General features: G+C 45.5%; 12 protein-coding genes. 3 read left to right on the forward strand and 9 right to left on the reverse strand.

The features are described 5' to 3' along the window. Positions 1–2 precede the first annotated feature (2 nt). The 3 genes from DSZ37_RS00915 to DSZ37_RS00925 all read right to left on the reverse strand — a co-directional run bounded on the left by DSZ37_RS00915 (position 3) and on the right by DSZ37_RS00925 (position 3040). Positions 3–641: a class I SAM-dependent methyltransferase gene (locus DSZ37_RS00915; protein ID WP_109725095.1), complete on the reverse strand. Its 639-nt coding sequence runs from the start codon at positions 639–641 to the stop codon at positions 3–5. Positions 642–733: 92 nt separating this feature from the next. Continuing rightward, the gene (locus DSZ37_RS00920; protein WP_109725096.1) at positions 734–2302 is read right to left on the reverse strand and encodes a recombinase family protein; all 1569 of its coding nucleotides are present in this window, start codon (positions 2300–2302) and stop codon (positions 734–736) included. A 375-nt stretch (positions 2303–2677) separates the two neighbouring features. Beyond that, a complete protein-coding gene (locus tag DSZ37_RS00925; protein ID WP_242978533.1) occupies positions 2678–3040 on the reverse strand; it encodes a hypothetical protein in 363 nt (120 codons plus the stop codon). Between the two features lie 505 nt (positions 3041–3545). Here DSZ37_RS00925 and DSZ37_RS00930 point away from each other — a divergent pair. The 3 genes from DSZ37_RS00930 (at position 3546) to DSZ37_RS00940 (ending at position 5596) form a co-directional block, all read left to right on the forward strand. After that, positions 3546–3899, forward strand: a complete 354-nt coding sequence (locus DSZ37_RS00930; protein ID WP_109725097.1) for a plasmid mobilization protein — start codon at positions 3546–3548, stop codon at positions 3897–3899. Positions 3900–3904: 5 nt separating this feature from the next. Further along, positions 3905–5248, forward strand: a complete 1344-nt coding sequence (locus tag DSZ37_RS00935; RefSeq protein ID WP_242978545.1) for a relaxase/mobilization nuclease domain-containing protein — start codon at positions 3905–3907, stop codon at positions 5246–5248. 135 nt (positions 5249–5383) lie between these two features. Beyond that, positions 5384–5596 (forward strand): hypothetical protein, encoded by a 213-nt coding sequence (locus tag DSZ37_RS00940; RefSeq protein ID WP_109725099.1) that lies wholly within the window; start codon positions 5384–5386, stop codon positions 5594–5596. A 154-nt stretch (positions 5597–5750) separates the two neighbouring features. Here the strand turns inward: DSZ37_RS00940 and DSZ37_RS00945 are convergent, their stop codons facing one another. From DSZ37_RS00945 to glmS, 6 genes are all read right to left on the reverse strand, one after another. Continuing rightward, positions 5751–6440: a hypothetical protein gene (locus DSZ37_RS00945; protein WP_109725100.1), complete on the reverse strand. Its 690-nt coding sequence runs from the start codon at positions 6438–6440 to the stop codon at positions 5751–5753. Beyond that, positions 6437–7882 carry a dockerin type I domain-containing protein gene (locus DSZ37_RS00950; RefSeq protein WP_109725101.1) on the reverse strand — a complete coding sequence of 482 codons (1446 nt, stop codon included), beginning with the start codon at positions 7880–7882 and terminating at the stop codon, positions 6437–6439. Before DSZ37_RS00950 ends, DSZ37_RS00945 begins: the two co-directional genes overlap by 4 nt. Positions 7883–7897: 15 nt before the next feature. Further along, positions 7898–9220 carry a hypothetical protein gene (locus DSZ37_RS00955; RefSeq protein WP_109725102.1) on the reverse strand — a complete coding sequence of 441 codons (1323 nt, stop codon included), beginning with the start codon at positions 9218–9220 and terminating at the stop codon, positions 7898–7900. After that, positions 9213–9767 (reverse strand): RNA polymerase sigma factor, encoded by a 555-nt coding sequence (locus DSZ37_RS00960; protein WP_109725103.1) that lies wholly within the window; start codon positions 9765–9767, stop codon positions 9213–9215. The genes DSZ37_RS00955 and DSZ37_RS00960 overlap by 8 nt, the downstream gene beginning before the upstream one ends. Before the next feature lie 307 nt (positions 9768–10074). After that, on the reverse strand, positions 10075–10368 hold the full coding sequence (locus DSZ37_RS00965; protein ID WP_109725104.1) for a hypothetical protein: 294 nt from the start codon (positions 10366–10368) through the stop codon (positions 10075–10077). Next, positions 10361–12199 carry a glutamine--fructose-6-phosphate transaminase (isomerizing) gene (gene glmS, locus DSZ37_RS00970; RefSeq protein WP_109725105.1) on the reverse strand — a complete coding sequence of 613 codons (1839 nt, stop codon included), beginning with the start codon at positions 12197–12199 and terminating at the stop codon, positions 10361–10363. The genes DSZ37_RS00965 and glmS overlap by 8 nt, the downstream gene beginning before the upstream one ends. Positions 12200–12285 lie beyond the last annotated feature (86 nt).

Genomic DNA, 12285 nt, shown 5'->3' on the forward strand with positions numbered 1-12285 from the left:
CATCACTTGTTACCTTCAGCGCAGACCCACTTTTCGCCTTCCTTGGTATGAACAGAAACATTCTTGAAGCCTGCATTTTCAAGGAGTTCTCTGAACTGTTCCAGAGTGGGATTAAAAAGGTCATATTTTCTGATACCCTCAATATCCTTTTCATCAAGGTCTGCATCTCCGTTTATATCAGCAACTATAAGGAACTTGCCGCCCTCTTTGAGAATTCTGTATACCTCTTTCAGGTTTTCCTGCGGATCGGGCCAGAAATAGAAGCTCTCAACGGTGATTATTTTATCAAATGTATCACTGTCAAAGGGCAGTTTCTCAACAGACGCCTCCACGACGTTGACTTTGCCGCTTTTAACATTCTCCATGTTACGCTTCAATGAAAGCTCCACTGACAGCGGCGAATAATCTACTCCCCACACTTTTCCGCCGCTGATATGATCAGCAATTCTGCGAATAGTCTCACCGCCGCCGCATCCGATATCAAGTACAGTGTCGCTGCTGTCGAAGTTGAAATAGTCCAGAGCCCATCCTGTTACCGCATAGTGTCTTTGGTTCATACCCTCCAGCATCTCTGCCCCTGCATCACCATGAGGTTTGCGTGGATTTCCCAAATCTGTTACAGATACTTTTTTCTCATTCATTTTCTATTCTCCTTAAAAGCCTTAGTGTTTTCATTTGATTCTGCTTCTCGCGCACTTTATGACTTCATAAAAACACCTATTTTACGGCATATTCAAATGCCGAATTTGATCTCAATGTCCTCGCTGAGGTGTGAGATGTAAACGACCTCGATCATCTCAGCGGCAACATCATGTTTTTCCTGCACTGTCAGGGTATCCCACATGGCAAGCGGTTCCGTCAGCGGTTTCGAGTTGATTGCTTTGCGCTTACGAGACTTGGTCTGCAACTTGCGTTCAAGCTCCGACTTCTTGGAGTGTAACTCCTTGATTCTCTGCTGAATGTATGCGAACACCACATCGTCTGCTTCTGCCATTCTGTCCATGAGGGAACGGATCTCGGTATCCAATTTCAGAATATCGCCCTTGATGCTCTCGACTTCCATATCGGGAGCTTCTTTCTGCTTATGGGCGATCTCGATCTGCTGTAATCTCTCACACATTGCTGCGTAGACGCTCTCCTCAATATCGTCAATTCTGATGCTGTACTTTCTTGCGACACACTTGTTGATCGTAAGCCAGCCGCTGTCAGCGAGGTATCTGTGGATATTGGTCGGTGACTTTTTCTGCATATCAATGATAACAGACAGTCCACATTCTTTGCATTTCAGCAGACCTACAAGCCATGAGTTGAGCGCCTTCCTGTTTGTCTGAAAACGCTTGTTCGTACTTTTCTTGTCCTGAACTCTCAGCCACAGTTCCGAGGAAACCAGTCCCTCATGATAACCGACTTTGACATATTTTCCACCGTCTGCGTTGTCGTGCATGAAAACTCCGTGAACGCCGTCATAGGCTTCGACCTCATCTATGATCTCATAGCCACGGCTCTGGAAGAAAGCATACACATCTTTATCAGCACGGACATATAACGGATTTTTCAAGATTGCTGATAACGAGCCTGCATTCAATTTGCCGCTGTGACTTCCATTCTTACCGCCGTATTCATCGGTGCGGAGATAGCGGATCTCGTCCTCATGCTCCTTAAAATATGTGAGAATATCACGGAGCGAGGTTGACGGTTCAGCGTACATCTGATAGGCGAGCTTCAATGCTTCTGCCTGTTCCGAGGGAACAAGCACTGAGCCTTTTTTACCATTCACGATCATACGCTGTGTAGTGTATCCGAAGCTCATCATACGTCCCTGAAAGAATCCAGTTTCTCTGCTTCTGGTGTTATAAGCATCTGCCACTCTGCCTGCGATCGTTTCTCTCTCAAACTCCGCAAAGTTCAGGAGATTGTTTCGCATCATGCGCCCTTCCTTAGTCTCCGTATTGAACGGCTCAGAGAGCGAGTAAACAGTCACACCGAGCTTGTCCAGTTCCTCAGAAACATTCAGATAGTCACGCAGATTACGGCTAAAGCGGTCATACTTTTTTACAACGATACGACTGATAAGACCTTCACGGGCATCGCTCATCATCTGCTGAAAAGCTGGTCTATGCTCAGTGTCTTTTCCCGAAAATCCGTTATCACAATACAGGCGATACACACAATCTTCGCCTACATATTTGATGCAATCCTCCTTCTGCGATTCGATGGACAGCGAATTGTTATCCCTGTCCGCTACGGAACGGCGGACATAGATCGCAGTCACTCCGCCGTTGTTTGTTACCTTCTTTTTCATGTTTATCGACCTCCGATTATATGCAATCGACAGCCGATCTTGCTATATCTATATCATAGCGCAAATCGGCTGCCATTGCAATAGTTTTTTGCAAATTATTCCGATTTGTGCTGAGTGAGAATGTCATAAATGTGGTTGATCTTTTCCTGCCTTACCACATCAGAGACATCAGTCGGATACGAAATAAAGACCTTCGTATCCTTTGCAGTTGTAATAACCTTATCTGCCTTTTCTCTCTCTGCGACAGATGTGTTCTTGTTCGTTCTACACTATCCTTTCCGACAGCTCGTTCCATTTTCGCACTTCCTGCTGTCTGTATCCATAAAAATCGTCCCGTCGGTTACGGGGAAAATGCCTTGTGACCGTTCAGGCATTTTAGTCATCATCGCTGTCCTGCTTATCGTAGAACGCAATGTCATCGCTGTCCTCAGACGAGCGACCGCTGCCTGCAAGCTCTGCAATATCTGCATCACTCAGACCGCTTGTCTGGAGCATCTCTGCCTGCTGATGTTCTCTGCTGAGAATATCGAGCAAATCCTGCCCCGTGCAGTTGTACTGTTCGCAGATTGCCTGATAGCTCAGTCGGGCATTTTCCTCCATGAGCTTCTTGCGTTTCTCAGTATCACGCTTGATGTTCTTGGAGAGCTGTTCGATCTTGCGATCATTGTCAGCGATCTTTTCAGAATAGAGTGCTATGGGAATCACCTCACCTTCGTTTTTGTTTTTTCCATATTCCATGAGCCGAAGCCCTGAATTCTCCTTTTCATACTCCAATTATAGCGCGCAATTCCATTAAAAATCTACTGGCAGACCAGACAAACTTTTCTCAACATAGCCCGAAATCGGAGCAACCGAATTTTCAGAAACGTGCAGTTATGAGGGGGTTACGATACCCTAAGAGCATAGAAACCCGCAACTGTCATTTTGACGAATACCCATTTTCCGTTTCATTGACTTTTTGATTTTTTTCTTGTATCATATCCATAGGGACGGGCGCAGAGCTTTGAGCCGAAAGCGATACAGAGAAATATAGTCGCTGACGCTCCAATTCCACACATGGAAGTGCGGAAACAAAGCAGAGCCACAGGCTCAAATGCAAAATAGCCCCACTGGGGCTAACACAAATCGCAAGCTCGGCAAATCGTGGGCGCACTAACGGCAATCCACAATTCGCACCGCTTGGCAGAGGGCTGCTGCCCCTACGACCCCGCACAGAAGAATAAAAAGAGAGGTTTACACCAAAATGAATGAGAAAGAAAACAAGAATCGCCGTGATCTCTACCTGAAGATCAGGGTGAGCCGTGAGGAGCTTGACGCCATCGACCGCAAATTCCGCAACAGCGGAATGAAGTCAAGGAGCGAGTTCGTCAGGGCGATGATCTTCGAGGGCTACATCGTTCAGTTTAACGATGAGAAGCTGAGCGAAATCCTCAGACTTGCAAGGAACATCTCAGGCAATATCAATCAGATCGCTGTCCGTGCAAACAGCGGCGGCAGAGTTTATGAAAACGATATTGCTGAGATCAAGGAAGGGGTGAATAAGCTCTGGCAACCACTAAGATATTTTCAATCTCTGCTGATGACCTTGCAGCACTGAACTACATTGCTAATCCTGAAAAAACGGATAACGGCAGACTGATCATCACCGAAGGTTGCAGCTCTGATCCGTTGCAGGCAAGTCATGATTTTGCTGAGATTCGGAAACACGGTACAGGCAAAAGCTCCGTTCTCGCCCAGCACTTTATCGTCAGTTTTAAGCCTGGGGAAATTACTCCCGAACGAGCATTGCAGCTCGGTCAGGAGATATGTGAGCAATTTCTGAAAGGTGAATATCAGTATTTCATGACCTGCCATATCGACAAGGAGCATATCCATCTACACACAGTTTTCAATAACACCAACTGCATCGACGGCAGGACTTTTGAAACCCATGAGAACCGCAGGACTACAAAGCAGGACAGATCATTTCAGAAGCTCATGAACATCACTGATGAGGTATGTAAGCGGCACCACCTCTATGTTATCGAGCGCCCTGAAATGGGCAAGGGTAAGAGCCATTGGGAATGGGATATGAGCCGTCAGGGATTATCGTGGAAAGCAAAGCTGAAATTCACGATAGATCAGGTAATCAAGGTCAGCGAAAATTTTGAGGACTTCCTTGCAAAATGTGCAGATTTCGGAGTGCTTGTCGAGTATAACCCCGACCACAAGATCGACCTGAAATTTATGCTTGCCGAACAGCGTGAACGCAATCCGAGAGCTAAGTTCACTCGGAGCCGAACGCTGGGCTGGTATTATGAAACCGAGCAAATCAAAGGGCGTATCGCACAGTATATGGGCGGTATGATATATGTTCCGAGAATCAAAGTCAGACAAATCACTCCGAAAGCTGAGGAGAACAAGTTTGTTCGTGACGCTATCGACCGTGGCAATATGAAGGTGGCAAGCATCGCCAAGAACATCATCACCGCATACGGTGTTGAGCCGAATCAGGTTCGTGGTGCTGCGATGGCGGCATTTATTGAAAGGGCGCATCTTGTCGGTGAGCTGAATGACCTGAACGCACAGATCAAGGATTTGCAAGAAAAGCTCAAAGTACTGAAAAAATATCGCAAGGTCAAGCATATCGGAGAGGAACTGAAAGCACTCAGCGGTCGGGAGGAAAAGAAGTACCGCAAGGAACACGGCGGCGATATTGCCGAATATCACGAAACCTGCAAACAGGTTTTGGAGCTTTACCCGTCAGGCAATATTCCGAAAGTTGAAAATCTTGAAAAGCATATCGCATCTTTGCAGAAAAAGCTGTCGAAGAAAAATACAGAATACAATCAGGCGGATAAGAAGTCCCGTAAGCTGTCCGAAGCAACGAGAACGATAGAGGAATATCTGCGACAGGAGCAGAGCCGAGATCAGCAGAAGAAAAGAAAGCGGAATGACCTTGAATGATACAGCGCAATGTACCGAGGAAAAATGTGATATTGCTGCGCTCTGCACAAGATTTATTACAATTATTCTGATATGCTGGACTCTAAAATCATTGTAGACTATAATATGGTTACTATGAAACTGGAGGTGCAACGTATGTTAGCAATACCCGAATTGGCGATGCCGAGGTCACGCAAGGTTACGACTGTGTACAACGGTAGGTGTGAGGTCTGGACAGACTACGAAGAAGCTAAGTCACATTTCCTTGAAATAATGATGACCACCGAGGGTGAGGAGCGTGACCGAGCAGAGTGCGTATACATTCAGCTCACACATGGATTGTCGGAGTGTTCAGACGAGGACGAATAAGCAGCACAGAGGCTTTGCAGAAATGCAGAGCCTTTTGCTTTGCCTCAGGCGAACGGAAAAGCCACTCAGTGCTGTGCGTGATGATTATAGTGGAGAACACCCACTGAAAAAGAAAGATGGCACAGAGAGCGTTCTCCGTGCCGTCTAATAGATGTTACCATTCAGTTTTCACAATATTGAGCTGATCCCAATTTGCGTATATCGCATCAATGACTTCCTGTGTAAGCGCAGCTTCATTATCCGCATCTCCAATCAGACTCGGTCTGCGCCATACATAAGAATAGGATGCGTTCTCGTCAAGGTGAAGATAGTAAACTGTTCCGTCAGGTGCAGTCAGCTTATGTGTAGGCAGTCCGTCACAGCTAATTGCCTGATAATTCAGGCTATCAAGCATTTTGAAAACATCGTCAGCCTTTCCGCTATCAGCAACAGCAGGAGCATCGGTTGTCACAGCCTGTGTAGTGGTTGCCTGAGTGGTACTTTCAGTAGCAGCAGACTTTTCCGTTTTTGCCGGGGATTGTTTTTCCTCTGCCTGTGGCTGAGGTGTATCGTTATTCTCCGATATTAAATTCGTAGTGCTATCTTCTGCCTGCGTTTCAGAAATCGAAACGTCACTCGTGGTTTCCATACTCGTTTTCTCTGTTGTCGGCTGGGCGGCAGAGGTTTTCTCCGTTTCTGTTATAGTTTCAGTGGTAACTGAATCAGTATGCACCTCCGTCTGAATTTCGATCTTTGAAGCAGGCTTATCGTTGCTATCAGTAGTTGTCAACGGTTCGTTGATCTGACCACAGCCTGCCAGTACAACAGCCATAAAAGCCGTTATTGCTAATATTCTTTTTTTCATAATAATTCCTCCTGTAATTCGTAGTATTCCGTTGTATTCATATCTACGCTATCCTTGTTGTCTGTAAGCCAAGTGATAATATCATCAGGCAGTACAGCTTCTGCGTCCACACCGTCTTTCCATATCCATTTACTGCTGAGATTCAGCCAGTAGACAGCACCGTTATCATCTGTCAGCTTGTACTCAGGCAGTCCGTCACAGGTGATCGGTATGTATTCCAGCGAATTCAGTCTGTTGAACATCTCTGCTTTATCAGCAACAATAGGTGCGACTGTTGTTGTCTCTGTTGTTATAGGCGTTGCTTCTTCCACAGATGAAGACGGGACGCTTTCTGTAACATTCGGTGCGACGGACAGCTTTACCTCATTAGCCACGCCGAATTGCGACAGCATTTTCAGTGTCAGCTCATATCTGTCATTGCCCGTGCTGCAACCTATAACAGCAGAAAGATAGGTCTTTCCATTTCTCTCAAAGGCGGCAATGAGACAGTTTCCTGCACTTGCGGTAGTTCCTGTCTTAATGCCGACAGCATCAGCACAGTAATAGGCGCTGTTTGGATTCAGCAGAGCGTTGGTGTTCGTCCATGTGATATTTTCGCCCGACACAAAGTATACCTTTTTCTGATATGTGCCTGTTATCGTCTTTATCTCAGGTATCGAAAATGCGTGATTCGCCAATACAAGCAGATCGGAAACCGTTGTATACTGGCTTGCATCGTCCCAGCCTTCGGGAGTCGTGAAGTGACTGTCTTTCATACCGATAGAGCTTGCGTAGCTGTTCATCAGCTCTGAGAAGTATGCGACTGCCTGGGCATCCGTCATTGCTGTATCAGGCTTTACAGCTCTTGCTGTTGTTACCGCTACGGTATAAGCTGCATCGTTGCCCGAAGCCATGAGCATACCCTTGAGCAGATCGTATAATTTCAGCTTGTGTCCCGGTCTGATAAGGCATAAACTGGAACCCGATTTCACAAGACTCTGTTCCGAGCCTACGGTAACTACCGTATCAGGACTCAGATAATGCAGAGCGACCGAGGCGGTCAGCAGCTTTGTTAGGCTGGCAGGAGCGATATGCTCATTGATGTTATCGTAATAAAGCAGTTCGCCATCGTCCGCACAGGCAAAAGCCGCTGCTTTGCAAGCAGGAGAAGTGATATGTACGGCTTCGCTTGCATATATCAGCTCCCGTTTCATCAGACACAGGTCAAACACATCGAGCCTGTTGTCCTTGCAAAGATCGGCTGCCTGCCAGTTTTCAAGGTGCGTATCAGGAACGGCAAGAAGCCATTTTTGCAACAGCACCACATCAGCTACATCAAATACTCCATCGGCATTCACATCGCCCTTGATGCTGAATCCCTCAGCGTTTACAGGCAATGCAGAGAGCATCGCAGAACCGACCGACACAGCGAGCAGTGCGGATATTATTTTTCTCTTTATCATTTATCTTCTCCTGTCCTATCTCAGCAATTCTTTCAGTGTGATGTTCTGCTCTGGTGTAAGTTCCTGCATACCAGCGATATAGCCATTACCGATAAACGGTTGATAGACAATATCTTTCAGCACTGTACCGTTCTTGAAAACAATATCAAAAGTAATATCCTCCATTGTATAGGCACTCGGATCAGATTTGCACGCTTCCCAAGCATCTACCACCCATTGCGGCGTTGCAGATGCCGAATCAGAAGTGTTCTCCGCTTTGAGCTGATACAGAATATCCACGATAGAAGCGATTCTGTTTCTGTCGGTGATCGTTCCCGCTTGTGCAACTTCATATACTGCACCGTTTGGTACAGTGATCGTAAAGGAGATACTCTCTATATCATCAGCCGAATATGCACCATAGACCTTGAAAGTTTCTGCAAAAGCGGAGTTTTCATCAGTTGCAGTCGTCATACCGTTAAACATGAAGATACTGCATTGTTCTCCCTTTTTTACAATGATAACAGCGGAACTATCCGCAGGAGCATAGTAAAATACGTCAGCTCCCGAAAGATTCGGCTCTTGTGAAGATACTGTATATTTGGAAGAATCGTCATATTCGCATAATTCAGTAATTCTTCCGACATACTCACCGAAATCGCTGTCGGATACAACTGCGGAGATATTGTGTGCAGGGTGTTCTGAGGTGTCGAGCTGATAATAATATCTGCCAGAAATAATAACGCTTACAAGATGCAGCTCATCCTCGCCATAAGCATCAGAATAGGGATCGACCGTAGCTTTGAAGTTTTGGTAGTAATTATTTGCGGAGGTCGGATCTTCTGGCGGATCAGTATGATCATGTTCCTGTGCAGTTCCTTGTTGTGTATTCGGTGTTGAACTCTCGCCGGGAAGCTGCGTTCGGGAATCCGTCTTGCTTGCAGCATTTTCCGATTCGACTGCATCAGTATCTTTTACTGGCGTAGTAACTGTTCCTTTGGTATCTTCTTGTGGTTTATCTGTTTGTGATGCGATTGCTGAATTGTTTGTTGTATGTTCCTCTGATTTGTCACTGCTTGTAGTGGCATGAATGCCCTGATGATCGGAATTTGCATCATTTTTATGAGAATTATCCTGCTCGATGACTGAATGATCTGCAAGCAAGTCCGAGGGCTTATGAGCATTGTAAAAAGCAACAGAGCCAACCGTGATCACAGCAGCGGCAGCGACAGAACCGAATACACAGATATTTCTCTTAGGTGTTACACGGCTATCCTTCTGCTTAACATCAGACATAGCCCCTCTGATAAGGTCGTCGTCGATCTTTCCCATTATTTCGAGAAATCTTAGCTCATTCATAATCGTACCCTTCTTTCTGTAAAAAGGCTTTTAGTTTTTTTCTTGTCCGAAAAAGATAAGTGGCAACGGTTTTCTCCTTCATACCGTAAAGCTCTGCGATCTGAGATAATGAATCGCCAAACCAATAGCGCCTGATAAACACATTTCGGTGTCTTTCGTCCTGACTACGCAGAAAACGGCTGAACGCATCGGCAAGTGCATCATCGGATACGCTCTTGTCATCGTCCGAGGGGATTATTTCAGCGATCTCATCTATCGGAACGGTGAATTGCGAATTTCTCTTTTCAGCAGAGTTATATTTCAGCCTGTTGATTGCGATGTTACGCACAATACGGCACAGGTATGATCTGAAATCGTTTGGATCGTCAGGCGGTATGTTATTCCAAATCTCATAATAAGCAGAATTTACGCATTCGTCTATATCTTCACGCTGGGAAAGGATATTGCCGGCTACATAACAGCACAGCTTGTCATACTTCCGCTTCATTTCAGCGATCGCCTGTTCATTTCTTTCACGGAACAACTCAATAATTGATGCATCATCCATTGGATATGCCTCCTTCCGTGAGGCGTAGAGGTCCTCTACCCATATAGTCAACTTTCGCTTCACAAATATTTCACTTCTGAAAAATTTTTCTCGGAAATCTTTTATACATTCTTATTATAAGGCTTAAACTCCGCTTTTTCAAGCCCAATTATAGAAATAGAGCTACTCTCCAGATTGAAGAATAGCTCTTACTTTCATTATAGCAAAATCGTCTGTTTATTGCACTATTTGATTGTTCGTAAGGCGTTCGGGTAGGTTCTCCCAATACAAAAAGGCTGACGTATAAGAGTAGTACTTATATAGAAGTTTATATGTAATTATTGGAGGAAAAAACCTTTCTGAGGAAAGGTTCTTTTCCCCCAAGCCCCCTTTTTCCAAAGACTTTATAACTGAATTTAGCCCCAACAGGGCGCTCCACACAAGATGTGAAAAACAGTAATAATACTGAGAGCGCCCTGACGGGGCTAAATTTAATGCTAAAAGTTTTAGGAAAGGAGTTTGAGGAAGAACCCTTTTTCAAAAGGGTTTTCCTCAATATCACTTGTAAAACTTCTATAAGAGTACCGCCCTTAGCGACAGCCTTTTGTGATAAATTATTCAACAGTTACGCTCTTTGCAAGGTTTCTCGGCTTATCCACATCATAGCCCTTGGCTACAGATACATAGTATCCGAGAAGCTGAAGCGGGATAACGGAGAGACTTCCTGCAAAATGTGCGTCAGTCTGGGGGATATATACTGTAAAGTCAGCAAGATCCTCCATGCTGTAATTACCGTAGGTTGTAAGTCCCATAAGTGAAGCGCCGCGGCTCTTTACCTCAACCATATTGCTGACAGTCTTCTCGTAGAGCTCCTGCTGAGTGAGTACGCCGATAACAGGTATACCTTCCTCGATAAGGCTGATAGGACCATGCTTGAGTTCACCGGCAGCATATGCTTCAGAATGGATATAGCTGATCTCCTTCATCTTGAGGCTTCCCTCAAGACCGATAGCATAGTCTATACCGCGTCCGATGAAGAATGCGTCCTTAGCGCCGGCAAGCTTGTTTGCATACCACTGGATGCGCTCCTTGTCCTCAAGAATCTTTTCAATCTTGTCGGGAATAGTATAGAGCTCTTCAAGAAGCTCTCCGCACTTCTCCTCTGACATCTCTCCGCGGGCAACAGCAAACTGCATAGCAAGAAGATATCCGGCGATAAGCTGAGTACTGTATGCCTTGGTTGTAGCAACCGATATCTCGGGGCCTGCCAGTGTATAGAACACATTGTCTGCTTCACGAGCAATGGATGAACCTACAACATTAACTATGCCGAGGGTCTTTATGCCCTTTTCCTTAGCCTCTCTTAGAGCAGCAAGGCTGTCGGCAGTCTCACCCGACTGGCTTATGATTATTACGAGGCTATCCTTGACAAGAGTCATCTTTCTGTATCTGAATTCGGATGCAAGCTCTACTCTTACAGGAATAGATGTGAAGTCCTCGATAACATACTGAACTGCCATACCTACATGATATGCACTTCCGCAGGCAACGATATATATCTGGCTGATCTTCTGCATCTCCTCATCTGTGAGGCCGATGTCTGAGAAATCGATCTTTCCGTCCTTGACTACGGAATGGATAGTATCGCGTACGACCTTGGGCTGCTCATGAATTTCCTTGAGCATAAAGTGCTCATAACCGCCCTTTTCGGCTGCCTCTGCGTCCCATTTGATCTCTGTAAGAGACTTCTCGATCTCCTCACGATCGATATTATAGAAGGTAACGCCGCCCTTTACAAGCTTTGCGATCTCCATATTGCCTATATAGTAAACATTTCTTGTGTACTTGAGAATTGCAGGTACATCTGAAGCAACATATGTCTCACCGTCAGCGATTCCGATGATCATGGGGCTGTCCTTACGGGCAGTATAGATCTCACCGGGATAGTCCTTGAACATTACGCAGAGAGCATATGAACCTCTGATACGGATCATTGCTCTTGCAATAGAGTCAACAGGGCCCAGACCATACTTCTTGAAATAGTAATCGATAAGCTTTACAGCTACTTCTGTATCAGTCTGTGAGTAAAACTCATAACCGCTTTTTGTAAGCTTCTCGCGGAGCTCCTGATAGTTTTCTATGATACCATTGTGAACAGCGATAACATTCTCATCGTCACTGCTGTGTGGGTGAGCATTTACAGCAGAAGGCTCACCATGTGTTGCCCAGCGGGTATGACCGATTCCACAGCTTCCCTTTACAGCACTGCCGTCGTTGGTCATTTCCTTCAGGACTTTGAGCTTGCCCTTTGCTTTGACTACTTCTGTCTCCTTCTCTCCGTCACGGACAGCAATACCTGCCGAGTCATATCCTCTGTATTCGAGCTTAGAAAGGCCATCAAGCAGTATTGGAGCTGCCTGTTTACTTCCTGTAAAGCCGACTATTCCGCACATAATATGTTCCTCCAAATATATTTTCTGTTATTTTGTTCCTACCTATTTATACAGCGGTAATAAAACGCCATATTACACCTATTATA

The sequence above is a fragment of the Ruminococcus flavefaciens genome (assembly GCF_900116855.1).
Lineage (GTDB): Bacteria > Bacillota > Clostridia > Oscillospirales > Ruminococcaceae > Ruminococcus > Ruminococcus flavefaciens_R.